Annotated in this window: 21 protein-coding genes and 1 pseudogene; all 22 read right to left on the bottom strand. The window is 55.1% G+C overall.

Translation table 11 applies throughout. The annotated features are described in order from the left end of the window. Nucleotides 1-208: 208 nt before the first annotated feature. The gene (locus ACJ9N4_RS20335; protein ID WP_411500743.1) at nt 209-676 is read right to left on the bottom strand and encodes a hypothetical protein; all 468 of its coding nucleotides are present in this window, start codon (nt 674-676) and stop codon (nt 209-211) included. A 2-nt stretch (nt 677-678) separates the two neighbouring features. Then, the gene (locus ACJ9N4_RS20330) at nt 679-1425 is read right to left on the bottom strand and encodes an ankyrin repeat domain-containing protein (RefSeq protein ID WP_411500742.1); all 747 of its coding nucleotides are present in this window, start codon (nt 1423-1425) and stop codon (nt 679-681) included. 82 nt (nt 1426-1507) lie between these two features. Continuing rightward, on the bottom strand, nt 1508-1960 hold the full coding sequence (locus ACJ9N4_RS20325) for a hypothetical protein (protein WP_411500741.1): 453 nt from the start codon (nt 1958-1960) through the stop codon (nt 1508-1510). Then, nucleotides 1944-2747, bottom strand: a complete 804-nt coding sequence (locus ACJ9N4_RS20320; RefSeq protein WP_411500740.1) for a hypothetical protein — start codon at nt 2745-2747, stop codon at nt 1944-1946. Before ACJ9N4_RS20320 ends, ACJ9N4_RS20325 begins: the two co-directional genes overlap by 17 nt. A 20-nt stretch (nt 2748-2767) precedes the next feature. Beyond that, nucleotides 2768-4204: a serine/threonine protein kinase gene (locus ACJ9N4_RS20315; RefSeq protein ID WP_182271726.1), complete on the bottom strand. Its 1437-nt coding sequence runs from the start codon at nt 4202-4204 to the stop codon at nt 2768-2770. A 24-nt stretch (nt 4205-4228) separates the two neighbouring features. Next, nucleotides 4229-6844 carry a type VI secretion system ATPase TssH gene (gene tssH / locus ACJ9N4_RS20310; RefSeq protein WP_411500739.1) on the bottom strand — a complete coding sequence of 872 codons (2616 nt, stop codon included), beginning with the start codon at nt 6842-6844 and terminating at the stop codon, nt 4229-4231. A 34-nt stretch (nt 6845-6878) separates the two neighbouring features. Further along, nucleotides 6879-7922 (bottom strand): type VI secretion system baseplate subunit TssG, encoded by a 1044-nt coding sequence (gene tssG / locus ACJ9N4_RS20305; RefSeq protein WP_411500738.1) that lies wholly within the window; start codon nt 7920-7922, stop codon nt 6879-6881. Further along, entirely contained in the window at nt 7919-9790 is a 1872-nt protein-coding gene (gene tssF / locus ACJ9N4_RS20300) for a type VI secretion system baseplate subunit TssF (protein ID WP_411500737.1), read from the bottom strand. The genes tssG and tssF overlap by 4 nt, the downstream gene beginning before the upstream one ends. 2 nt (nt 9791-9792) lie before the next feature. After that, nucleotides 9793-10356: a type VI secretion system baseplate subunit TssE gene (gene tssE / locus ACJ9N4_RS20295; protein WP_182271730.1), complete on the bottom strand. Its 564-nt coding sequence runs from the start codon at nt 10354-10356 to the stop codon at nt 9793-9795. Continuing rightward, complete coding sequence (locus tag ACJ9N4_RS20290; protein WP_411500736.1) at nt 10349-11161, bottom strand: type VI secretion system accessory protein TagJ; 813 nt, start codon at nt 11159-11161, stop codon at nt 10349-10351. Before ACJ9N4_RS20290 ends, tssE begins: the two co-directional genes overlap by 8 nt. A 9-nt stretch (nt 11162-11170) precedes the next feature. Then, nucleotides 11171-12157: a hypothetical protein gene (locus ACJ9N4_RS20285; protein WP_182919914.1), complete on the bottom strand. Its 987-nt coding sequence runs from the start codon at nt 12155-12157 to the stop codon at nt 11171-11173. A gap of 16 nt (nt 12158-12173) precedes the next feature. Beyond that, the gene (locus tag ACJ9N4_RS20280; protein ID WP_182271733.1) at nt 12174-12971 is read right to left on the bottom strand and encodes a PP2C family protein-serine/threonine phosphatase; all 798 of its coding nucleotides are present in this window, start codon (nt 12969-12971) and stop codon (nt 12174-12176) included. Continuing rightward, nucleotides 12968-14722 carry a type VI secretion system-associated FHA domain protein TagH gene (gene tagH / locus ACJ9N4_RS20275; protein ID WP_411500735.1) on the bottom strand — a complete coding sequence of 585 codons (1755 nt, stop codon included), beginning with the start codon at nt 14720-14722 and terminating at the stop codon, nt 12968-12970. Before tagH ends, ACJ9N4_RS20280 begins: the two co-directional genes overlap by 4 nt. Nucleotides 14723-14808: 86 nt before the next feature. Continuing rightward, the gene (locus ACJ9N4_RS20270) at nt 14809-15162 is read right to left on the bottom strand and encodes a T6SS amidase immunity protein Tai4 family protein (protein WP_182919912.1); all 354 of its coding nucleotides are present in this window, start codon (nt 15160-15162) and stop codon (nt 14809-14811) included. Further along, complete coding sequence (locus ACJ9N4_RS20265; RefSeq protein WP_182919911.1) at nt 15159-15650, bottom strand: type VI secretion system amidase effector protein Tae4; 492 nt, start codon at nt 15648-15650, stop codon at nt 15159-15161. The genes ACJ9N4_RS20270 and ACJ9N4_RS20265 overlap by 4 nt, the downstream gene beginning before the upstream one ends. Before the next feature lie 56 nt (nt 15651-15706). Next, nucleotides 15707-16189, bottom strand: a complete 483-nt coding sequence (locus ACJ9N4_RS20260) for an Hcp family type VI secretion system effector (RefSeq protein ID WP_182919910.1) — start codon at nt 16187-16189, stop codon at nt 15707-15709. Between the two features lie 230 nt (nt 16190-16419). After that, entirely contained in the window at nt 16420-17919 is a 1500-nt protein-coding gene (gene tssC, locus ACJ9N4_RS20255) for a type VI secretion system contractile sheath large subunit (RefSeq protein WP_182271739.1), read from the bottom strand. A gap of 3 nt (nt 17920-17922) precedes the next feature. Then, nucleotides 17923-18447 (bottom strand): type VI secretion system contractile sheath small subunit, encoded by a 525-nt coding sequence (gene tssB, locus ACJ9N4_RS20250; RefSeq protein WP_008502644.1) that lies wholly within the window; start codon nt 18445-18447, stop codon nt 17923-17925. 75 nt (nt 18448-18522) lie between these two features. Then, on the bottom strand, nt 18523-19536 hold the full coding sequence (gene tssA / locus ACJ9N4_RS20245) for a type VI secretion system protein TssA (protein ID WP_182919909.1): 1014 nt from the start codon (nt 19534-19536) through the stop codon (nt 18523-18525). 11 nt (nt 19537-19547) lie between these two features. Then, nucleotides 19548-20264: a type VI secretion system-associated protein TagF gene (gene tagF, locus ACJ9N4_RS20240; RefSeq protein WP_196390087.1), complete on the bottom strand. Its 717-nt coding sequence runs from the start codon at nt 20262-20264 to the stop codon at nt 19548-19550. 16 nt (nt 20265-20280) lie between these two features. Next, on the bottom strand, nt 20281-23901 hold the full coding sequence (tssM, locus tag ACJ9N4_RS20235; protein ID WP_411500734.1) for a type VI secretion system membrane subunit TssM: 3621 nt from the start codon (nt 23899-23901) through the stop codon (nt 20281-20283). Nucleotides 23902-23904: 3 nt separating this feature from the next. Continuing rightward, nucleotides 23905-24066 (bottom strand): annotated as a pseudogene (locus tag ACJ9N4_RS20230) (type VI secretion system protein TssL); the annotation flags it as partial. Nucleotides 24067-24141: the final 75 nt, after the last annotated feature.

Below are 24141 nucleotides of genomic sequence, written 5' to 3'. Positions count from 1 at the left end.
AGCAGTTTGCTGCGGTCAATGCGCGCATCCGTGCCAAGCAGCGTCAGCGTCAGGGCGAACGACTCGGACATCGCCTCGCGGCCGGAGAGTTTCCAGAAAAGTAGCCCCTCGGCCGGGAGCTGGACGGTAATTCGGTTGAGCATAATCGTTAATCCATATGGCTTATGCGATGTAGATAATTACGGCAATAAACGTACGATGATAATAACTATTCTGAGTCAGACTTGATATTCGCGGCAGAATATTTTTTCATTACAAATATGAGCGAACCAATTTTTACTATTTCAGAAAAAACGAACAGCGTGATATTGAGAGGGATAACACTAATTCCCAGGCCGACTATAATCATCGGGAACAAGGTCACCGAACAACTCATGGTGAGCAGGCGCAGTACTTCCTGCGCCAGAGCAAACCGGACGGCATATCGGTGCGTTGTGAAAAAAAACCAGGCAGAAAAGCATAATGAAACCGGCCACAGAAGGTAAACGAGGTAAAAAAGCCCCGTCAATAAACCGTTTCCCCCTCCTGCTATCAGCATAAAGATGATGACACCAAAATTCCCGCCGGTAGAATCCCACCATGACTGAAGCAAGTGGTATGGGCCAATTAAATAAAATACAATGCCAATGACATCCATAATGCCCCAAAAATAGAATATTTTATTTTTCGCGGTCATATTCACTCAATCCCTCTGTTGACCGACTCTGGCGGCCACTTCCCGCCATGTTTAATTACTGCATTTTTTATTTTTGTTAACAACTCATACTCATCGCTACTTTTCCCAGGTGAATTTAACATCCTTTGTAATTGATTCACCATCGTCCAGCCATTATCGGCCCTAATCTCCGGGTTGGCCCCGCGTTCTAACAGAAGAAAGACATGATCATATGAATGATAGTCAAACGCTTCGAATAATAATGTGCTACCCAGCGAGTTAACTGTATTTACGTTTGCGCCATAATCGAGCATCACTTTTAATGTTTCAGTGTTTTTGGCTTTTATCGACTGAAAAATAATTGGCTTATCAAATGTTTTATCTTTTGCATCTGGAGATAGCCCCCCTTCAAGCATAGCTTTTGTCCATACACTACTATCTGCTGTTAACACAAACTCAGCAGGACTACTTGCTCCTGCTGGTCGTGGCTGAAGCGGGTCGGCACCTGCTTTTATCAGTTCGGTCACAATATTCAGGCGTGGTTGCGTTTTCTTTTCATTGAGCGTATTCATCAACGCCCAGAAGAGAAGCGTCATATTCTGTTGACCGGGTTTGTTAAGTTCGGTTTCTGGAATAAGATTTTTGACTTCATCCATCTGACCCTTTTCAATAGCCCGAGCCATAACAAGCTGTTGACCACTGAAGTAGTCTTCTGGGTTCAGATCTGTATTCTGTCTGCATCCTTGTATCATAAAGATTAAAACCAACATCAGACCAGCAGATAACTGTATCTTCACATCATCTCCATATTAGCAAGTCACTTTCATCTACATTACCTGACGTTAAGGTAATTTATACTACAGGAACACGTTTTATCTTTCTCATCAAAAAAACAAGAGAAGAGATCTTGAGAATTTCAGACAGAACAAAAAAGCCCCCCCCCAAAAAAACACTCGACATTCCGAATATACTCACCAGAATTGGAAATAATGTAACCGAGCACCTAAAAGAAATAAAACGAAATATTTCCTGGATAAACGCAAACTTTATCGCATAGGGTTTTCGCTTAAAGAAAAACCAGGCCGAGACGATGAATGAAAGCAACAATAGCAGATCGAAAATAAAAAAGAGTGTTAACAGTACACTATACCCCCCGCCGGAAACAGCATTCGATAACCCGCTGAAAGCCATAACATCTGAAAAAAATGGAATTCTGCCCTGCCGTACTGAAATTACGCAATAAAGCAAGATTGCCAGAACATCCATACTTCCCCAGAAATACCATAATTTATTTTTTAAATTCATAATCCTCTTCTCTGACGCCAGGTATCCATTGCCATGATTTACCGCTTATTGCCCAATTGTCATCACTTTCAAGGTATTTCTGATAGATGGACCGTTGCTCTCCGTACCGTCTTATCACTGATTTTTCAGAAAGCAGAGCACGTGTCTCCCCGTCCAAATCCGCAGGTAATGCCGTCCAGTGTTGAATTTTATCACGCGACGTATTCATATAATCTTTACCGTCCGATCCAAACACGCGGCCCTCATCGCCCATACTGGTCAGTCTGTTGATTGCCATAATCACGACATTTTTCGTGCCGTGATAATCATTATCGACAGTTTTCCAGTAACCCGGACCATAATGAGCAGTAGAGGGAACAAACGCATCCCGCGTTGGGGCCGGCTTGCCAAAAAGCACAATATTATTACGATAACGCTCAATGACGTAGTTCACAAAAGCCGGATGATACATAACCTCATCAACGCAAAATAAATCACCTGATTCAGAGATAAAGAAGGGATACGCTGCGTTAGTACGCTGGCGATGATCGATTAAAACAACTTCGCCCGAATCAATTAAACGTTCAATTTTATGAAGATTTTGCGCATACAGCGGATCAAAAACCGCATTAGGATTAAATTCGAAGCGATGCCGCAACATCAGGCCATCTATGCTGTGAAACGGATTTGCTGTGCCACGCACCACAATAAACTCACGTCCTACATCGCTCCTTGCATAAACAGGAGAGACAATCTTTTCAAATTCTTTTGGGTGAAGCCTCTGGCTCCGAAGATCGTACACTTCCATAGCGATACCTGTTTATATCTTTACGGATTCACCAGCCAGGTTCCCGGCTTCGCAATATCCAGAGTCTGGGTACGCGCCTTGCCGCTTCCCTCCAGCTCAATTTTAAACTCGCCCGCTGGCAGCTTAAGCGACGCGTAGCCATTGGTTGCCGGACGCAGCGCTTTTGGCTCATCGTTCACCTTCAGCGTCTCGCCGTCGAGCATACGGATATAAACCAGCGCTATCGGGCTTGCTTCAACCGGCGGAGGGCTTTGTTCCACCGTGGCAGACGGTGTAGCCTGCTCGCTCGCCTGAGCGACTTGCGGTTTCGTTTCCGGCGTTTGCACGGCAGCTTCAGCCGGGCGAGTCTCTGCAGGTGTCTGCGCCGTCTGGTCTGGCACATCGTGCCCGCCACCGCCAAACAATACTGCCCCCGTCACAACCCCAACCAGCACGCCTGCGGCAATCATCGCCGGGATTTTGTAGCGTCGCCAGTCCAGCGCTGAAGCAGGTACCTCGTCCTCCACCGGCACCAGCATCGTGCCCGGCTTTTTGGCCGTCAACACATCGTCAATGCCTGCAACAGGCATCTCAATCAGGGCAGCGAACTCATCAATAGACTGAGGGCGGTCTTCCATATGCAGCGCCAGCGCACGGTCGATGGCCTGCAACAACGGGATGGAATACCCCTGCGGCATCAGTTCCACCAGCGGTTTACAGGTGTCCTGAATCGAGCGTACCACGCTGACCGGTGGCGGAGAGCCCACAATCAGAGTACGCAACACGGCACCGAGGGCGTAAATGTCCGTCCACGGTCCCTGCTCGCTTTCGTTGTCGTCGGTGTATTGCTCGATGGGGGCAAAGCCCGGGCGCAGCATGGTCTCTGTCTCGTCTGAGAGATTACCGATGGTGCGACGCGCCGAGCCAAAATCAAGTAGCACCGGCAGGCCATTGTCCTGGATTTGAATGTTATCCAGAGAGATATCGCGGTGCAGATAGCCTTCGTCGTGGATCGTCTTAATCGCGCCAAACAGCATTGGCAGCATGCGACGGATCCACGTCTCGTTAATCAATTCCGGCTTCTCTTCGCGCAGACGTGAAAGCGTGGTGCCGCTGTAGAACAGCGTGCCCATGTAAGCCGTATCGTTTTGCACCCAGAAACGCAGCACGTGCAACAGGTTCGGATGGTTGAAACGCGCCAGCAGACGCGCCTCCTGAATGAAGCTGTTCAGGCCAGCGGAAAATGCTTTGCCGAAGCGCTCGCTGCGCAACACCAGCGTCATATCATCGCCACGCACGGCAAGCGAAGAAGGCATAAACTCTTTGATAGCGATCGTGCGTTCGAGCTGGTGATCCCAGGCGCGGTAGACGATGCCAAATCCACCGCCGCCAATCACCTCTTTGATTTCAAACTCATTGAAGCGATACCCGACCGGGAGCGCGTTTGGGACAGTCCGATTGTTATCATTATCCGTCATCTTTTACAGTTCTCTTGATGATTATTACGCGGCAAACTGACAGTGAAACTCGCCCTGCTCGCAGGTGATATGCAGACGTCGGTACTGCTCGTCACTGCGGCTGGCGGTAAGTAAAATCTGGCTCATCTGAGGCAGCAGGGTGTTCGTCAGGATCGCATCCACCATACGACCACCTGATTCCACCTCGGTGCAGCGCTGAACAATCTGTTCCACCACGCTGTCGTCAAACTCCGAAATAATGTTGTGATTCTCTTCCAGGCGACGCTGAATGCGTTTGAGCTGCAGGCGAACAATCTGCCCCAGCATCTCGTCACTCAGCGGATAATACGGCACCACCAGCAAACGCCCCAACAGCGCAGGCGGGAACACCTGAAGCAGCGGCTGACGCAGTGCACCGCTCAGCGCGTCCGGCTCGGGGACCAGCGCCGGATCGGCACACATGGCGCTGATAAGCTCGGTGCCGACGTTGGAGGTCAGAATAATAATGGTGTTGCGGAAATCAATGTGACGTCCTTCGCCATCCTCCATCCAGCCCTTGTCGAAAACCTGGAAGAAAATTTCATGTACATCAGGGTGCGCTTTTTCAATTTCGTCCAGCAGCACCACGCTGTAAGGACGGCGGCGCACGGCCTCGGTTAACACGCCACCTTCACCATAACCTACGTATCCCGGAGGCGCACCTTTTAAGGTGGAGACGGTATGCGCTTCCTGGAATTCACTCATATTGATGGTGATGACGTTCTGCTCGCCGCCGTAAAGTGACTCCGCCAGCGCCAGCGCGGTTTCTGTTTTCCCGACGCCAGACGGTCCGCACAGCATAAACACACCAACCGGCTTGTTGGGATCGTCAAGCTTCGCCCGCGAGGTTTTCACCCGACGGGCAATCAGATCCAGGCCATGGCGCTGCCCGATAACCCGCTGATTCAGCGTATCGGCCAGGTTCAGCACCGCGTCGATCTCGTTTTTCACCATCCGCCCCAGCGGAATACCCGTCCAGTCAGAAACAACGGCGGCCACCACATTTTCATCTACCGCCGCGAACAGCAGCGGTTCGTCGCCCTGAACGGTATTCAGCGCTTGCTGCAGCCCGGCAAGCTGGCTGCGCAGTTCGGTTGTGTCATCGTCACCCGCGTCAAACAGCGCGGCGCGCAGACGGATGATTTCGCCGACCAGGCTACGTTCCTCTTCCCAGCGTCGGGCCAGGGCATCGCGCGTCGCTTCATACGCGCTGCGCTCAGCGGTTAACGCGGCCACGCGCTGTGGCTCACCTGCCCCCACGCGCGCTTCGCGTCCGGCAATCTCGATTTCAACATCAAGGGCGGCAAGGTGACGCAGGCAATCTTCCAGCTGTGCGGGTGGCGCGCTCTGGCTGACTGCCACACGGGCGCAGGCGGTATCCAGCAGGGCAACGGCTTTATCCGGCAACTGACGTGCCGGAATGTAGCGATGCGAAAGCTTCACCGCAGCGCTAACCGCTTCATCGAGCAGTAATACCTGATGGTGTGTCTCCAGCGGCGACACGGTACTGCGCAGCATCAGAACGGCTTTGACCTCGTCCGGCTCATGCACCTGCACCGTCTGGAAGCGGCGGGTCAGCGCCGGATCTTTTTCAATGTACTTTTTGTATTCGGCCCAGGTCGTGGCACCAATGGTGCGCAGCTGTCCGCGCGCCAGGGCAGGCTTCAGCAGGTTAGCGGCGTCGCCGGTTCCCTGCTGGCCACCCGCACCGATCAGGGTGTGGATTTCATCAATAAACAGAATGATCGGCGTGGCGCTGGATTGCACTTCATTGATTAAGGCCTGGAGACGGGCTTCAAACTCGCCTTTCATCCCCGCACCAGCCTGCAACATGCCAATATCCAGTAACCACAGCTGAATATTCTGGAGCGGCTCAGGCACATCACCTTCGGCGATACGCAGCGCCAGCCCTTCCACCACCGCCGTTTTCCCTACCCCGGCTTCCCCGGTCAGCAATGGGTTGTTCTGGCGGCGGCGCATCAGAATATCGACCATCTGGCGGATCTCTTCATCACGTCCGACAACCGGGTCGATCTTACCTTCACGGGCGCGAGCCGTCAGATCCTGACCATACTGGGCCAGCGTCCCCTGCGCGGCCGGTACCGTTCCTGCAAGTGCATCGACGGCAGCGGCAGCCTGCTGCGTCTCTTTGCTGTTGGCACAAATCGTCTCAAACTGCTCAATCAGCACCTCAACGTTCAGACGGGTGAACTGCGCGGAGATGCTTTTCAGTACGTTGGCCAGATTCCAGGTTTTGAGAATACCGATCAGCAAATGCCCACCGCGAATGCGGCTGACGCCAAACTTCAGGGAACCATAGACCCAGGCGCGCTCCACGGCGCTGTCGATATGTTCGGAAAGATCAGAGACTGAACTGGCTCCCCGCGGCAGCGCATCCAGCGCCGCAACGATATCCCGCGTCAGTTGCTGTTCATCGAGAGCAAAGTGGCGTATCACCTGCTGCAGATCGCCATCCTGCTGCTGCATCAGCTGGTGCAGCCAGTGCACCAGCTCAACATACGGGTTGCCCCGCAGCTTACAGAATGCAGTGGCGCTTTCCAGAGAGGTAAATAACAGCGTATCCAGTTTGCCGAAAAGCACGGCACGGCTTATTTCTGACATGTTCGGTTCCGTTGATAACAATGCGTTAGAAAAATTATCGCTCTGCGCGATAAACCAGATCGCCACGTGGCACTGGTTGAGGCTGGATCCCCAGCCAGGTGTTGTACCCCAGTCGGCCACCGTTGCCGAGCGCGGCCCCCTGCACCGCGTCAGCGCGCAATATCACGCGCGTTTCCCATTCAAATTCCAGACCGGCGTACTGGCGTACCCAGTCGCGTAGCTCGGTGACCCAGGCTTCTCCCGGCAGAAAACGGTTGTACTCTTCTGCGCTCAGCGGGCCAATTTCGATCCGAAATTTATGCTGCACGTCGCGTACCGCAACGCCGAGAAAGGCGGACTCCCCCATACGCGGCAGGCGGCGGCCTTCACCCAGCTGTGCCTGCTCACGCCGCGTCAACGGCATCCACTGCGGTACATTCGCGACCAGCGTCACGGGGGCTTTAAAGTAATCACGCAGGATCTTCTCCAGCCCTTCAGGATCGCGTCCGTGGCGGGTCAGGTGCCCGGCATGAGTAAAGCGTGCGTGTGCGCTCAGGCTGCCTTTATCCATCTGGCCCGGTTGCCCCATGCCGATCAGCGATGCCAGATAGCCTTCGAAGCGTTTGTTATCAGCACGGTCAAGCGAGACAGCGGGCTGCGCATCCGCCCAGGCGCGGTAAAACAGCAAGGTCAGGCGGTGATGGAACAGGTCAGCAAACGCGCTCAGGCTGTTGTCCTGATGATGATGAATACGCTCGCGGGCGTACTCAGTCATGTGTACCGGCAGCGGGCCGTTAGGGCCAAACAGGCCGAAGCTCAGAATCGACACCTCGTGCAGCCCGTTCTCTTCACGCTGACGGACCTGCGTAACCGTCGAGGGAGCAAAACTCATCGACGGCTGCTGGCCGATACGCAACGGTTCAAATCTGGGCAACGGCGCACGCCCCAGCGGGTAGCGCTCTCCGCCCTGAGCATCGATACGTCTTAACAGCTGAAACAGATCGTAGCGCCACGGCGTCTCGCGAACACCACGCCAGAACATATCCGGCAGTGGCGTCAGACGATGCACGCGCAGTGGCGCGGTGGCAACATCGCTCATATCAGTGCCCTTTTACCCATTCTCGGTGCCCAGTAGCCAATCTCGCCGCGCTGCTGGCTGTTCAGGGTAAACTCCGTAAAGCTGTTGATCGACACCAGGCGAGCAAACAGACGTTCCAGCACGCTACCGAAAAGCCAGGGGCTGGCACCGGAATATGCACGCTCATCCACCGTCAGGGTAATGCCAATTCCACGGGCAAATACGACCGGGCCAGGCTCGGGGACGCGTCGGTGAACCGGCTCCAGCACGCAGTGGCGAACGCCATCGACCTGACGTGCAACGGGCGTTTCTGCCAGGCTGGCATACAGTCCTAACAGCTGACGCAGCGCCGCAGCCCCCTCTTCATTTTCGCTGTCCATCAGGCTGAGATAGTTCATCTGCAGCTGGCTAATGAGCCGCCAGGTGCTGAATCCTTCGGCCAGTGCCGGACGCGGTGGCGTCGGACCTTTACGCAGAGTCAGGGATTTCACTGGCATCGAGTCGGCCATGATGAATTGCCCAAGCTCCTGCTGCAGCATCAGGGGCAAGTCGCGGCTGGTACACAGCACGTCAGCGGAAATGTAGCGCAGGTTGTCCTGCCACGGCGCATGTTGCTCATCCACCAGCGAGACAAAAACTTCCGAACCGATATAGCCAGTGCGCGTGCCATATCTCAGCGCATGCTCCGAAAGTACGCGCTGTTCGCGGCGCAGTGAAAAATAGGCACCGTAGTTGCCCGCATCCCCGCTCCAGGAGCTCCAGAACGGACGAAACGTCTGGTCGTCGCGCTGACCATCGGCACTGGCATAGATGTTGTTGACCGCGTAAATTTCATAATCCAGGGGGCGAATATTATCCACCACCAGGTGGTATTCATGCTGGCCTTCATTCAGCTTCTGGCGCGCCGCAACCTTCGGGAACAGGTTGATCACCGGGGTACAGTGCAGCGCCAGATGGCTGGCATCCACAACACGCTCCAGCTGTTCATCGGTCTTATCCAGAAGAATGAACATATCGAATGCTTTTTCGCTTTCACAGCGCTGGATGAGCTTGCCCAGACCGCTCAGGCTGATGAAACGAAAACGTGCCGGAAAGGCAAAATACTCCTGGAGCAGACGGTAGCCGTCAAAGTTGCGCAGGTCGTCCGGAAGCAGCGCCTGGTTCGGCGCAAAGCCCTCCTGACGCAGCGAATCAGACGCCAGCATCTGACGTTGTGGTTGTCCGCTCACGGTCTGGCAGACAATGCCCACGTGGTGCTCCATCACCAGTTCCAGCAGTTTCAGTGCCTCAATGTCCGGGCCGCTGAGGAAAAACTCCAGACGGTCAAAATCAAGGTGCCCGAGGTTTTGCGGGCCATCGCAGGCGATACGGATCCGCAAAGCGCTGTTGATACCCCGCTGGCTCAGACCGAGCTGCGCCAGCGGCAGATCGGCAGGTACACCGCCCAGTTCGACCTTTTCAATTTTCAGCGGGAGCAGGTTAACTTCGTGCGCCGTGGTATAGCTGCAGGTCACGCCGGTTTTTTTCAGCGCCAGGCTGTCCATCATGGTACCGCGCGGCACAATGAAGCCATTGCTCAGATCGCCCCGGCTACTGTCGGGCTGGATTTCAGCAATCGCCATTGAGGGTGTCGGTGCAAGGTAGTTAGGCGCGATCATCTCCAGCATCCGCTGGGAGAAGCGCGGAAACTCCGCGTCCATTTTCATCTGCACGCGGGAGGTGAGGAAGGCAAACCCCTCCATCAGTCGCTCGATGTACGGATCCGCCACGTCGATGCCACGCATCCCCAACCGCCCGGCAACTTTGGGGTAACGTTCGGCAAACTCGGCCCCCATCTCGCGCAGATAGGCCAGCTCACGGTTGTAATATTCGAGCAGTTTACTTTCCATGATTACCCCGCATCTTTGAGTTCAAAATGACCGTTTTCCAGATCAACATCCGTGCGAAACAGAAACTCCAGCGGGTACGGTACACACCACAAACGCCCTTTTATCTCGATGGACAGAACGTTATGCAGATCCAGCGAGGAGGTATCAGACACGCAGCGAACCTGCAGCCCCTGGGGCAAAATACGGGGTTCGAAATTAATGATGGCCTCGGTGAGTTTGCGCTGAAGGTCGTGCCATTCGATATCTGACATTCTCTTTCCCGCCAGCGGGGCAACGCCAAAATTCACCACAGAGCGTTTCACCTGCGGCAACGCACCCAGGTCACAGGACGCGTCATGGTTAATGGTGTTAAACAGCCACTGTAAATCCCGCAGCACGCTGCGGCGCAGCGCCGCGTGGGTAATCAGATTGCTGTTGGCCGCCTCACGTTTTTTTTCCGGGTCGTTATCGGTGAGGCGATCCAGCAGTGAAGGCTGCATTTTGTCGCGCGCCCCCACTTTTTCCTGTCTGTTGCGGGCTTGCCAGCCACTGCGTAGCAGGTCGCCTTCGCCAGCGGGATTACTCATGTGCTCCATCCGTTGCAAACGTCACGAGACTCAGCGACAGCAGCGGGCTTTCGCTTTGCTCGCTGAGCCAGGCCTTCTGCCCCATGCCTTCGTAAAGCGTGCCTTCGCTGTCGAGCGGTAACCACTCTGTGGTGCGCCCAAGCCTGACGGCGTCTGAAGCATCATCAGCAAAGGGATAGCGTGCAGGGATCTGACAGACCTGCTCCGTACCGTCAGTCAGACGTACCAGCGAATGACGCCAGACCAGGTCGGTCACACTGGCAGGAGCCTGGAAATGGATCGCTTCGATAGCGCTAAACGGCAGCCAGAAATAACGGCCATTGACGAGGGTTTCACACACCGGTCCCAGACGGGCATCACCGTCCATCAGCCACTCAAATGCCTGCGTCTCTCCGTTTTCGAACACCCGCTGGCCGGCATTCGCTGATGCCTGCTCCAGCGCAGCCAGACGCAACGCCTGAGCGCGCTCTCCGCTCTCCATGAGCGCATCGGCAAGCAGGGTTAACCACGGCCACTGCGCCTCCGGCATGGACGGACGAGCCTGCCCTGCGAAAACCCGGGCACGCTGCAGCTCGCCCTCAATGGACTGTTCCAGCAGCGTCACGGTCGGTTTTGCCTGGGGTTTAAGTGCCAGCCAGCTTTTCAGCTGGGTCAGAGCCCGCGTCCAGTTACCGCTGAGTGTTAAAAACTGCACAAACGCGGCGCGGAGATCGGCGTCCGCCGGTCGGGCTTTGATCCCGGCTTCAATGCGCTGCAGTGCGTCACTGAGCGACTCACCGGCCAGGTGTTGATAGAGCGTGTTCATAGCCATTCCTTAATTTGCCGCGCGCCAGGTGCCCACTGCCGGCTCGCGCAGTTGAGGGCGAAGCGTGTCAATCAGGACAATATTAAGAGGGGTACCGGGAGCAACCCAGGCACTCCAGACCTGTTTCACCGCGGCAATGCGCGCCTGCAGTTTTGCGTCGTCGCTGGCTGTCTCACGAGAGATTTCTACCGCCACCGTACCGTTACTTTTCCAGCCATTCAGGGTGCTGTCGTAAGGCAGGATCATCCAGCTCTGATCGCTATTCCTGGTGCTGAACACCATGCGTTCTTTATTGACAGTGGTGATCAGGGCGTTTTCCGGATCGGCACTTTTATTTAATCCCATCACCGGGAAACCGTGAATGTACGTCACCGCCATCTCTTTCTGCGCCCCACTGCGGGATTGCGAGATAACCGTGTGACCGCTCAGCCAGCTGCCATTTCCACAGCGGGTGGTGTCAGAGTCCGGAATAAATATCGCAGGTTCAGAAGAACCGCCCTCCCAGAAGGTGCGCAGATGGCAACCATCCAGAAGGGTAAACTCCTGCCACGGTGTACGGTCTGCTGCCACCGTGTGTGATTCAGGGTTTTGCTCAGGCGGTAATAGTGCAGTGCTGGTGGCGGTGTTGGCTGCCGTAGCCTGCTGCTGTTTCACCACCAGCGCCCAGTCCTGCGCTTTACCGGCGGTACCCTGTGCAAGCGTCACGCCAGTGGGATCGTTGAGCGTCCAGCTGAGTTTATTCAGCTTGCTGCACTGGTGTTCCAGTAGTGAGCCAAGACGTGGCACAAAATTTTCGAGCACAGACACGTTTTTGTTGCCGTTCGCCACAATACGCAGCGCAACCTCAGACTTACACCAGCTCTGTGGCGTGTTGTCTTTAATACCGTCGATCCAGATATCCAGCTTCTGCGCAGGTGACTGCACGATGCGGAAATTTTCAGCCTGTGCGGTGGACGCCACCGCCAGAAGTGCCAAACCCGATAGCCAAAGTTTCATATCAGTCCTTGTGTGTCTAATCAGTTCCGCAGGGAAGAAATTGTGCCGCGTCAGAGAGCGTATGCAGCAAAGTGGTGTCCTGAGGGCTGCCCATCCACACCGCCACGGCGGTATAGTTATCCTGAGCATTCCCTTCCTGTTCGCCATTCTTTTGAATGATTTGGTTCATTAACGTCAGCCACTCTTGCGGCGTATTGACCATGTGCAGTGACTGCTTCATCTGCTCTTCACTGACGCCATGCCAGAATCCGTCGGTGCAGAGTAAAAAAGCATCGCCGTCTTCGACCTGAACCACGTCACTGTAGCTCGCTTCCGGCCCCCCGTTCTCAATACCCAGCGCCAGATACAGCAGGTTACTGTTCAGGTTATCGGTCTGGTGTCCGGCATCTTTCATCTGCTGAACCAGACTGTGGTCAGTGGTCACATGCCACAGCCAGCCGCGGCGGAACAGATACAGGCGGCTATCCCCGGCATGCGCCCAATAGGCCAGACGGTAATCCCTGTCGATAAACAGGCTGACCAGCGTGGTGCCCATCCGGTGATGTTCCTGGACGACCTGTTGTTCATTAAGGATCGTGCGATTCGCCGTTTGCACATAATCACGGATATGTTGCGCATTGAGGTGTTTGTCACCATCGAAGCGGGAAATAATGCTGTTGCGGGCCAGCTCAGCAGCCACCTCGCCACCCGGCAGGCCAGCGATGCCGTCACAGACGACAAAGCAGGCCGAACGTTCCCCTATGGTTTCTCCCGTCTGATCCTGGTTGCTGGCGCGCGTCCCCTGGCGGGAGAGAGAAGCCGTTGCGATATTCATTTTTCTTCCGATCCGCTCTGTGAGTCTTTGTACTGATTAACCTCCATGTCATAGGCATGAAGGAAAGCTTCACCAAACAGGGTATGGAAGTCGTCCTCAATCTCACCTGCCGTCTCACCGTAGCTGCGCACAAAATAGTCCCACAGCGCGGCCTTTCGGCTGCCCGGCAGCGCCAGACGCGATGTCATGCCATTTTGCTTCGCCTGCTCTTCGAGTTGTTCCGGGTTAAAGGATTGCAGCATTGCGGCAATAATGGCGCGAATGCCGGAGATCATCCCCAGCTGGTGCGCCTGCAGATCGATAAGCGCATCACGTACGGATTTTGTGGGTGGCATAAAGCCCGGCATCGGGGTACCGAACATCTGAATCAATACCGTTTTACCGGTCGGCAACAGTTTGAACGGGTTGTTCGCATCGTCGAGCACCATCGTCATATCGGCTTTTACACCGCGTTTGAGAATGGAACGCGAAGAGAGCAGCGCCACGGTGCCCTGAGAAAACATGCCCAGAATCTGGCCGAGCTGACGCATATTTTCACGGTTAAACTGCGGCACAGGCTGCATTTCGCTCAGCCCCATGCCTTCAAGCAGTGCTTCCAGTAGTTCACCCTGAAGCACTTCGCCTTTATCTCCGCTGTGTGCGGTCGCCGAGGGAGACGCCGCATTTTTTACCGGGTCGATACGCAGACGGCCTTTCGGGGTTTGCGCATTGCTGCGTGCAACGGCCTGCGGCGTTGGCAGAGTGAACCCGGCGTAATCCGGACGCACCGGCTCTTCATCGACAGCCTGCGGAATTTCCTGAGGTTCAGGGGCAAACAGGGTGGATTCGGCAAGCACCTGCTCTTCCTGCTCTGCTAGCGGTTTGTCGGTAATAACTTCATCCGGATGGGTTAATGGCGCGCCGCCCATCAGACCAAGCGGGTCATCACTGCGTGCCGCTGGCGCACTGGCAGAGCCGCCAAACAGGGCCAGCGGATCGAGTTCATCCGTCGCCTCTTCTTTTGGCAGGGAGGGCGTATCCTCATCTGGCGGCACCAGCGTTGAGGGGGTAACGTCGTCAAAAATGCTCTCATTCCTGAATAAGGCTTCGTCGTTAAACAACGCGTCAGGATCGACATTCTTACGCTCAAGCTTCAGGTCGTTATCGTTAAAGAGCGCCAGCGGATCTTCGGCGTTACGTTCCGGCGCGACAGGCTGAGAGAACGGATCGTGTGATGCCGCAGGCTGCGGCTTCGTCCGGTTGCTGGAGATGCTGTCGGAGATGGAAAACTCCTGCATCAGGCTGTCCCAGATTTCCGTTGGCACCGCGGTAGGCTCACTTTTCGCACGATGCGACGCGTTCACCGTCCCCGGTTCTACAGCAGGCGCAGGTGCGACTGTCGGACGGGCTTGCTGTTGCATGCTGGCCGCCATACGGCTGACTGGCTGAGTGTCGTGGATAAGGTCGGTCACTTCGAGGCGGTAGTCATCAATACCGAGAATATCCCCATCCTGCAGCTCAACCTGACGCCCTCGCTCCAGCGGAATATCGTTCAATACCACGCGGGTGACGCTGCCACGGTTGGTGACGCGGCATTCGCCCTGTGCGTCAACGTGGATAATGGCCTGCAGACGCGAGATGGTACGGTCGTTGTCCGGCAGCACCAGATTGTTATCCGTACCGCGACCAATAGTGCCCCCCGGGGCATAGAAATCGCAGCTACTCTGTGGCGGCTGATGACCGGGTTTCGTAGAAATAATCGTGAATCGCATGGCGTATTCCTGCTGGTATGATTAGCGCTCAAACGCTGCCGCTCTCGGGGCGAGAACGGCGGCGTTTGGGGACGCTCCCATTTTTTCTATTTTGGGTTTTTGAGCGAACGAATTGCATCGCTATTAGCGATTAAGCTGCACTTTAATACCTGATAATTACCCGGTTCGGTTCCGCCTACCTTCTCTTTAAGTAAGGAAACAATCACCTTGTCAGCTTTTTCAAAATTCTCTGCTGGCAGATTACTTGCTTCAAGCCATGCGGCGGCGCTGGCCTCTGCATCATCTTTCAGGCTTTTACTGTCCGCAATCTTACCGACGCATCGATTTTGCACCCAGTTTTCAAAAATTTGTTGCTGAGAAAATGCACTGACATCAGGCAGTGTTTGGGCATAAACAACAGAGGCATTTAAAGCTAATACGAGCAGTAATAAACGTTTCATTTCAGGCTCCAGAATGTTGCGTTGGTAGGAATAAACGAACCATTACCCGGAGAACCAAGGAAATGGCAATCATCAGAGCAAATATTTCCATTCCAGAGTGTTACATGCCCGGTTGCATCACTCCAGCCATGTCCGGTAAAGATTATAATGCCTTGCTTTCCCGTAAATTGTGCTGGAGAAGGAGAAGAAACTGACATATCTGCATTGCCCAGTACCGTGGGTAGAAATGCAATCATATCTTTGACACGGAACATATATCGCTTTTTGTCGTTTCCGGTCACTGTCGCATATTTACTATTAGAAGGAACAGAAATGCCGCAATAATTTAAAACGTAGCTCATACGAATGGGGCAGGCATTTTTAAAAATACCGGCATCAATATTATGCTGAACTTTTCCACCCAGTAACTTGCCAACCTGTTCTACGTTAACGTTCACTTCTCTGAATCGGTTCCAGGCGGCACCAAAAGCAGGACGCATATGAGACATCTTGTTTCTCCTTGATAAGAGACTCAATAAAGTGAGCCCTTTCGGGCCCACTACTATTATGCTTCTTTGTTCTCTTTGATATTCCAGCCAGCGCTGCTTTCAGCACCTTTACCACCGGCAGTCGTCTGCTCCCAGTACTGCTGTTTCACTTTCGCAGCCTGGAATGCATAGGTCACACCAACGGTATCGCCGTTGTCTGCACCGGTATACTGGACGGAGGTCACCAGAACATCTTCCAGCGTGATGCGGGTATATTCAACCTGCTGGCCGCCTGCTTTACAAACTGACAGTTCAACTTTGGTCAGGTGTTTACCGCTCGCGCAGTGCTTCAGAATTGCTGTGGTAGATTTGTCGATCAGTGCGTTAATGTGCAGGTCGTTAAAGTTAACTTTACCGGCACCGCCACCACCACCGACACTCATATTACCTGGCTGGGACGCACCCCAGGAGAAGGAGGTAATATCAGTCCAGCCGGTGTGGTTAGAATCTTTAGATTCGCCCGTAACACCCTCGACCTTCAGAAACATATCAATAGCCATAATATCTACTCTTCGTGAATGAACAATATTGCTTTCGAAAAAGCCCTTATATGGCAAACAGGAAAGCATGGGGCTGAATAAAACCGTCCATATTTTACCTCTGCCTCATATCAAACGACTCGTGTCATTTGACAGTCTTAACACTCCCCCTGAATGAACGGAAAGAATGTGAAGTCTTTTATTACCAGGGTTCAGAAATATTACCGGCCCCTACGAGCCGGTAACCTTCATCATGCGTCTTTCGTCTTCAGCGATGGCAGTTTAGAAACCAGGCGCAGGGAGACGGTCAGACCTTCCAGCTGGTAGTGCGGACGCAGGAAGAACTTCGCGGCGTAGTAGCCCGGGTTGTCTTCAATTTCCTGCACCTGCACTTCCGCAGCCGCCAGCGGTTTACGGGACTTGGTCTCCTGGGAGGAGTTGGCCGGGTCACCGTCCACGTAGTTCATTACCCAGTCGTTCAGCCAGCGCTCCATCTCTTCACGCTCGCGGAAGGAGCCGATTTTGTCGCGCACGATGCACTTGAGGTAGTGGGCAAAACGGCAGCAGGCGAACAGATACGGAAGGCGTGATGCCAGACGGGCATTGGCGGTCGCATCCGGATCGTGGTACTCGGCCGGTTTTTGCAAAGACTGCGCGCCGATGAAAGCGGCAAAGTCAGAGTTTTTACGGTGAACCAGCGGCATAAAGCCGTTTTTCGCCAGCTCGGCTTCGCGGCGGTCGCTGATGGCAATTTCGGTCGGACATTTCATGTCCACGCCACCGTCATCGCTCGGGAAGGTGTGGCACGGCAGGTTTTCAACCGCCCCGCCGGACTCCACACCGCGAATGGAGGTACACCAGCCGTACTCTTTGAAGGAGCGGTTGATGTTGGCCGCCATCGCATAAGCGGCGTTCGCCCAGGAATAGCTGTTGTGGTTCGCGCCGTCGGTCTGCTCTTCAAAGTCAAAGCTGTCGACCGGGTTGGTACGAATGCCGTACGGCAAACGCGAGAGGAAACGCGGCATCACCAGACCCAGATAGCGCGCATCTTCGGATTCACGCAGTGAACGCCAGGCAGCATATTCGGTGTTCTGGAAGATTTTGGTCAGGTCGCGCGGGTTCGCCAGCTCCTGCCAGGATTCCATCTGCATCACGCCCGGCGCGGTACCGGTAATGAACGGACAGTGCGCCGCAGAGCCGATGCGTGCCATTTCACCGAGCAGCTCAACGTCCTGCGGGCTGTGGTCGAAGTAGTAGTCGCCGACGATGCAACCAAACGGTTCACCACCGAACTGACCGTACTCCTGCTCGTAGATTTTCTTGAAGATCGGGCTCTGGTCCCAGCCCACACCCTTGTAGCGTTTCAGGGTGCGGCCCAGCTCTTGTTTAGAGATGCTCATGAAGCGGATCTTCAGCATCTCATCGGTTTCCGTGTTATTCACCAGATAGCTCAGGCCACGCCACGCACTTTCCAGCGTCTGAAACTCATCGTGATGAATAATCTGATTCACCTGCTGTGACAGCTGCTCATCGATACCGGCAATCAGATTTTGAATAGTGCGGTAGGTATCGTTGGAGAAAGTGACGGTATTTTCCAGCGCCTGTTGCGCCAGCGTTTTTACCGCGCTTTCCACGGCGGAACGCGCCTGATCGGTTTTCGGGCGGAACTCTTTATTCAGCAGCGCACTGAATTCGTCCTGGCTGAACGCCAGGTCCGCCTGCTGCTCATGTTGTTGAGTCTGGTTGCTCATCGATTATTCCTCGCTACCTTTCGCGCTTTCGTCATTTTTTGGCAACTGGCTCAGGGATTTGAGCAGCGTGGGATCCTGCAGAATTTTCGCAATCAGCTCTTCCGCCCCATTTTTACCGTCCATGTAGGTCAGCAGGTTGGAAAGCTGAGTGCGCGCTTCCAGCAGCTTGTTCAACGGCTCAACCTTGCGGGCCACCGCATCCGGCAGGAAGTCGTCCATGCTGTCAAAGGTCAGATCGACGTTGAGTTTGCCTTCGCCGGTCAGCGTGTTATCCACCTGGAATGCCACGCGCGGTTTCAGCGCTTTCATGCGTTCGTCGAAGTTATCAATGTCGATTTCAAGGAATTTGCGCTCATCGACGGCCGGCAGATTTTCCACCGGTTTACCGACCAGATCGGCCATAACGCCCATCACAAACGGCAGCTGAATTTTACGTTCTGCACCGTAGATCTCTACGTCGTACTCGATTTGCACGCGGGGAGCACGGTTACGTGCGATGAATTTCTGCCCACTGTTACTCATTGCCATGATGTTCTCCATCAAAGATGCGCGGTGAAGGTAAAACGGCAGACGCCATGCCTGTCGTCATAATGCCTGGACGCGTCATTCGCGGCGTCCAAAGATGTTTTCCAGTTGGTTAACGCCGTCTGGCGCGAGGTCGCGAATAATGTCCATAAAGTTGAGTTCAGACAGCCGCTGCACCCGTTCAATCATCAGCGGTGCGGGGTGGCTTGGTTCGTACTGCGCAAAATATTGCTTCGCTTTCTCCAGCATCAGCTGCGCATCGGCGCGGCTGGTCACCTGCACGCTGCGCCAGTCTGTCGCTTGCTGTACGGCTGGTACGGCGGTGACAGACGCTGTAGTTTGTTCGGCCTGCGCCTCTCGGGTCGGCAATAGCTTGCTGATATCCGTCACCTGACAGGCGCTGGCAACCAGCCCGACTGTTTTCAGTAGCTGTTCCATCTCCGGTACGCCACTTTCACCGAGATACCCGGTGAGCAGCTCGCGTATGGCCAGCAACCGTTCATTCATCACAATGACCGCAGCGGTACCGGGCTGGTCGCCGCGAGCCAGCTCATCAATCAGCCTTGGACGACCACCGGGATAATCCGGGCATTCGGTTTTACTGCCGTCAAGCAGTGCCTGCGCATCACGTAGCGAGATCTCATCGCCGTTCGAACGCAACAACGAGGCATTGCGCACGGCAAGGGTCAGGTCAGATTTATCGCTCAGCCCTGCAAGCGCGTTAATGCGGTAGAACGGATCGGTTTCGCCATACTCTTCCAGTAGCGGATAAAGTCGCTCCCAATAACGCGACAGCGCTTCCTGTACCAGCAACAGCCCATCCGCGTAACCCGGTAGCCCCCGACGCCGTGTCCAGGCATGGGTGAGTGCCAGCATCACGCGGAGATCTTTGGTGCGGCCCAGCAGGCTGGTGGCATGTTTTTCTACCGTATTCCAGTCAGCAGGTTCCGCAGGAATAATGGTGTCACCGAACTGTTGCTCAGCTTTGCCCAGGCTGGCTTGCCCCATCGCCTGAAAATCGGCGTCGTATTCCAGGTTTTCGCCGCAGGGGTTTTCGGCACTGATCGGCGCGAGAAATTCATCAATATTCATGGAGTCCCTGCTTATTCAAACATCGGCGGATAAAGACCGTGACGGCCCGGGCGGGCACCGCCTGCCGGATCGAACAGCAGCGTAAAAAGCTGTCCGGTAAAGTTTCCGCTGTGAACGTGGGTGTAAAGGGGGTATCCGTCGCAGCGGTTTGTCCACCAGAAGCTGGTCTGGCGAAGCGGATCAAAGCACTCTGCCGCCTGCGGCCATCCCAGCGTGGTCTGGCCGTCCTCTTCATAACCAATCACGTCCAGAATATCGGAGCGCATCTGCGGCTCTACAGGCTGCGGTGCCGGAATGGTCATCAATACGTCATCAAGCTGTGGGGCGGAGAAACTGTTGCGCACCGCGTGCAATCCCACGCGGCCAATCTGCTGGTACCAGCTTTCGGCCTGGCCGAGCAGGCGTGACGACCATTCGGCCGGGGTGAAGCTCAGTTGAATGCACACCGGGTATTGTCGGCCAACGCTGTCACGTCCGGGTAACAGACAACCCATCTGGATCATCTGGCTGCCCAGCATCGGCGGGACGACAAAATTCCAGACCGGGGCTTTATTAAACTGGCGTTCGCCGCTGCGCTGCTCTTCCTGTTGCCAGGCCAGCAGGCCAACCTGAAACCAGTGTGACCACTGACGCTGTAAGGTGTCAGGAAAGCGACGCTGCAAAAAGTCACCGGCGCTGGGTAATTTGCCATACCAGCTATAACGGTTCATCGCAGGGGTATTCGTCATACGGCTGTCCTTGCGGTTATGGGCATGAGAAACGGGGAAGCTGGAACGGGTTGCGGATACTGTTTGGCGCAAACTCCAGCGTGACCTGATGTCCGTCAACGCTGAAGGTGGCCTGACGGCTCAGACTCCCCGCGCCCGGGCTGGTGCTCGCTTTATCAAAAAAGCGGTTCAGCGCCCAGGATCCATTCGTCACCAGTGTTGCCGTGCTGCCGTTGGCCAGCCCCAGTTGCATACGCACCTGGTTAGTACCGCCTGGTCCCGGCCAGTTCATAATCTGTACTGCCTGCGGGCCGTGGCTATAGCGCAGCAACTGCCCGTCCACGTCCAGCGTCAGGTTCAGAATGGCGTTATCCATCCGCACGGTGCGCACCGTCACTTTGAAAGATGGCGTGGTGGCTCCGTTGGCAAAAAAGGCATCCCGGACAGACTGCGCCTGCTGAAACGGCCGTAGCAGCCCTTCACTTCCCGGCAGCGTTTTACCGTCGATGCCAGGCATAAAGCGCCAGTTCGCCTGAGTGGTATCGACTTTGTTGGTCAGGTTGTCGCGGAAAAAGGTATCCATCAGCCCGGTGCCCGGCGCAAACATCCGTGCGAGATCGTCAGGTGTGACTTCGGTACTGGCGCTGCGCACCAGTGGATAACGACCAGCAATCGCCTGACGGCAGAAACCACCCACTTCAACGTTAATCCGCTTGCGAACGTTTTCCAGGTCGCGGCGCTGGGTATCACTGCTGGCCCCGACGGCCATGTTGCTGAACATTGTTTGTAGCCCACCGGGCAGACGGCCGGCGCTGGCCTGCAGGCGGCTAATTGCTTCGCCACCCGGGGCAGGCATACCGCTGTTGGCGGCGTCCTGTACGGCGGTCAGATAGCGGTAAAGCTCATCAACCTGCTTGAGAAAATCATCAAATACGATGGTCTTGCCACCCTTCTCCAGCGGCTGTGCCAGCTCAATCATTGGCGCATAGTGATCGGTCACCAGTTGCTCAGGAACCTGGGTTACCACAGCCCCCTGCGTTGGTGCTGCGTCATTGTTGCTGAACAGCGCCTGCAACGTGCGGGTGGCACGGTTGCTCTGCTCTTCCGCTTTTCCGGCGTCAGCTGGTGCTGGCGTATTACGCGATAGCGTCAGCACCTGGCTCAGGTTCTGCACCAGGCGACGCAGCGGCGAGTTTGCACCGGAGAGCAGGCGCGCGGTATTGATGCGCTGCGAGAGATCGGCACTGTTGTTGAGCTGAATGTCAGCGAGGAAGCGATCCCAGTTAGCGATAAAGTCGCGCATGTAGAGCTGACGCGCGGCGTTATCAATCTGCTGTTTATCTTCCCGGGATGAGGTACTCCCCAGAACCCAGACATCATCTTCGTGCAGTGCGGAGGTCACACTGTCGATCTGGCCGTTGAAGCTTTTCCAGTAACCGTCCGGGGTATAGAGCCCGGGTACGCCTTCGCTCAGCGGTTTGCCGCTTTTGCGTGAAAATACCAGCTCACTCTGCGGGCCGCCGAGGTCAGAAAGCGATACCGGCTTCAGATTTTCATCATGCTCAAGCAGGCGCTTCAGGCGACCATACACGCGGGTGGAAAGCGGTTGCTGGTTGATGAGCGCTCTTTCACGAGTGACCAGTGTGTCGTCCTGGGCATAAGGTGAAGACTGAATTTGCGGTTCCAGCAACTGCGTCAGGTGCCATGCCAGCTGTTGAAGCTGCGACTGGGTGACGTTTTGCGGCAGGTTTCGCTGCAGGTTGAGCATCACCCACGAGTGCAGGAATTTGCCGTCGTAGTGCTTTGGCTGATAGAGCATCTGATAGGCTTTCAGCGCTTCGTAGCTGTATTCCACATCGCTGCCGTTATCGTTGCGCAGCCAGGTCGTGACGTGCATCGCGACGGCGGGCAACAGCATTTGATCCAGCGCTTTCTGGTACAGCGACTGTGAGGCATCGCTGACGTCATCCCCACGGTACAGCCCCATACGACGAGAGACGGACGGGTTGTTAACATCAAAGGCGGTGCTTTTCGGTAAATCCACCAGACTGTTGAGCAACGGCAGGAGGGTAAACAGATCGCGCTGAGGCTGATTTTGTAACGCTTTGCCCTGCTGCTCCAGCTGCGGTACTTTTGCATCAACCTCTTCCAGATAGGCTTTATTTTTGGTGTAGCTGGTCAGCCACAGCCCGCCGAGGATCACCAGCAGTGCCAGTAGCGCCGCATAGCCAGACCACATCACGGCGCGGTTCCGCAGTTCCCACCAGCGGTTTTCACCGGCGATCCCGGCTTCCTGGAAAATAACGTTTTGCAGCAGATCCTTGATAAAGAAGCTCTGACCTTTCGCCCCCGGGATCGGTGCCTCCTTACTGACTGAATCCCAGTTCTCGTTATCTCCACCTTCAGGCAGCGACAAGGCGCGATTCAGTTCGCCCATCACACGGTCGAAGGGCATGCCCTCCTGGGTACCGCTGGCGAAGTAGATCCCGCGCGGCGAAAACTCCGTTTCAAAGTTAGAACGGGCGAAGACCGTGCTCAGGTAGTCCGCCAGCAGCGGACGCAGTGCGGCGAACTCTTGGGGGAAGAGATACGCTTCCGCACGGGTTTTGGCATCATGCTCTTTCAGCATGGTTTCCGGCAGACCTGCATCCAGACGTTGCTGTAACAGCGAAAACTCCTGCTGGAAGTTGCCCATCAGATCATAATCAGCGTGTTTGGTCTGCTCCCACGGCAGCGTAAAGCCCCAGATCTGGTCGCGTTGCGCTTTGTCGTAATCAGCAAACCAGGCGCGGAAGCCTTTAAGCAGGTCAGCTTTGGTCACCATGACGTACACCGGGAAGCGGATCCCCAGTTGTTCGTGCAGCTCAGAAAGACGCTGACGCAGATTCACCGCCTGCTGGCGGGAAGCTTCTGCGGATTGGGTCAACAGATCGGAAATACTGATGGTGATAATGACACCGTTGATCGGCTGGCGGCGGCGATACTTACGCAGCAAGCCAATGAACTCAAGCCATTCACCGGCGTCCTGAACCTGCTCGCTTTCCTGTGTGGTGTAGCGGCCTGCGGTATCCAGCAGCACAGCGTCGTTAGTAAACCACCAGTCGCAGTTACGCGTGCCGCCAATACCCCGCAATGCGGTTTTACCAAAACGGTCTGCCAGCGGGAATTGCAGCCCGGAATTGGCCAGTGCGGTCGTTTTACCGGAGCCTGGCGCGCCAATGATCACATACCAGGGCAGCTGGTACAGATACTGCGTGCTGAAGCGCTGCGTCCATTGTGCGCCATGCCCTGCTTTGCTGAAGTGCGCTTTTTTCAGCATCTGAGCGGCTTCATCAAAACGTCCGGCGAGGATCTGCTCCTCGCTGTTCAGTCGCTTCTGTGGATCTGCAGCTTCCTGGTGGGCCGTATTCTCATTCAGCCGGTCCATCAGCTTACGGTTCAGCCAGGCGTTATACAGCCGCGGCAGAATATGGCTCTGTGCCCAGATCAAATAGACCACCGCGATACTGATAACCCGGTTCTGTTCAGATTCGAGCGGTCGGGTATCTACGATGGACAGCAATGGACCAATCATCCAGATCACCGCCGCAAGCGCCGTTACGCCCAGGAAGCTCCACAGAATGCGATTGGTCAGAATGGAAAGAAGAGTAGTCAGCATTCCTTAGTTTCCTTGCGGCAATCCGTTCAGCTCAGCCTGCGTATTCTCAGGCGACACCAGCAGAGTAATTTCCACACGGCGGTTACGGGCGCGGTTTTCAGGCGTATTGTTCGGTACCACAGGATTAATCTCGCCTCGCCCCTCCGCTTTCACGCGCTCAGGTTGAAGTGGTCTACTTAATTTGGACACGACCTGAGGTTCTTTGTCTTTCCATCTCGGCAGGTGTTAACCCTCCGTTGT

The sequence above is a fragment of the Enterobacter sp. LM3 genome (genome assembly GCF_046622475.1).
Classification (GTDB): Bacteria; Pseudomonadota; Gammaproteobacteria; order Enterobacterales; family Enterobacteriaceae; genus Enterobacter; species Enterobacter cloacae_P.
This window is presented reverse-complemented; position numbering and strand designations above follow the sequence as displayed.

Bases quoted from the DNA above. Each gene is read 5' to 3' on its own strand.
- ACJ9N4_RS20315 (WP_182271726.1), bottom strand. From the start codon at position 4,204: ATGACGGATAATGATAACAATCGGACTGTCCCAAACGCGCTCCCGGTC.
- ACJ9N4_RS20285 (WP_182919914.1), bottom strand. From the start codon at position 12,157: ATGAAACTTTGGCTATCGGGTTTGGCACTTCTGGCGGTGGCGTCCACC.
- ACJ9N4_RS20325 (WP_411500741.1), bottom strand. From the start codon at position 1,960: ATGAATTTAAAAAATAAATTATGGTATTTCTGGGGAAGTATGGATGTT.
- ACJ9N4_RS20270 (WP_182919912.1), bottom strand. From the start codon at position 15,162: ATGAAACGTTTATTACTGCTCGTATTAGCTTTAAATGCCTCTGTTGTT.
- tssH (WP_411500739.1), bottom strand. From the start codon at position 6,844: ATGTCAGAAATAAGCCGTGCCGTGCTTTTCGGCAAACTGGATACGCTG.
- tssA (WP_182919909.1), bottom strand. From the start codon at position 19,536: ATGAATATTGATGAATTTCTCGCGCCGATCAGTGCCGAAAACCCCTGC.
- ACJ9N4_RS20330 (WP_411500742.1), bottom strand. From the start codon at position 1,425: ATGTTGGTTTTAATCTTTATGATACAAGGATGCAGACAGAATACAGAT.
- tssB (WP_008502644.1), bottom strand. From the start codon at position 18,447: ATGGCAATGAGTAACAGTGGGCAGAAATTCATCGCACGTAACCGTGCT.
- ACJ9N4_RS20260 (WP_182919910.1), bottom strand. From the start codon at position 16,189: ATGGCTATTGATATGTTTCTGAAGGTCGAGGGTGTTACGGGCGAATCT.
- ACJ9N4_RS20280 (WP_182271733.1), bottom strand. From the start codon at position 12,971: ATGAATATCGCAACGGCTTCTCTCTCCCGCCAGGGGACGCGCGCCAGC.
- tagF (WP_196390087.1), bottom strand. From the start codon at position 20,264: ATGACGAATACCCCTGCGATGAACCGTTATAGCTGGTATGGCAAATTA.
- tagH (WP_411500735.1), bottom strand. From the start codon at position 14,722: ATGCGATTCACGATTATTTCTACGAAACCCGGTCATCAGCCGCCACAG.
- ACJ9N4_RS20320 (WP_411500740.1), bottom strand. From the start codon at position 2,747: ATGGAAGTGTACGATCTTCGGAGCCAGAGGCTTCACCCAAAAGAATTT.
- tssG (WP_411500738.1), bottom strand. From the start codon at position 7,922: ATGAGCGATGTTGCCACCGCGCCACTGCGCGTGCATCGTCTGACGCCA.
- ACJ9N4_RS20265 (WP_182919911.1), bottom strand. From the start codon at position 15,650: ATGTCTCATATGCGTCCTGCTTTTGGTGCCGCCTGGAACCGATTCAGA.
- tssF (WP_411500737.1), bottom strand. From the start codon at position 9,790: ATGGAAAGTAAACTGCTCGAATATTACAACCGTGAGCTGGCCTATCTG.
- tssM (WP_411500734.1), bottom strand. From the start codon at position 23,901: ATGCTGACTACTCTTCTTTCCATTCTGACCAATCGCATTCTGTGGAGC.
- tssE (WP_182271730.1), bottom strand. From the start codon at position 10,356: ATGAGTAATCCCGCTGGCGAAGGCGACCTGCTACGCAGTGGCTGGCAA.
- ACJ9N4_RS20335 (WP_411500743.1), bottom strand. From the start codon at position 676: ATGACCGCGAAAAATAAAATATTCTATTTTTGGGGCATTATGGATGTC.
- ACJ9N4_RS20290 (WP_411500736.1), bottom strand. From the start codon at position 11,161: ATGAACACGCTCTATCAACACCTGGCCGGTGAGTCGCTCAGTGACGCA.
- tssC (WP_182271739.1), bottom strand. From the start codon at position 17,919: ATGAGCAACCAGACTCAACAACATGAGCAGCAGGCGGACCTGGCGTTC.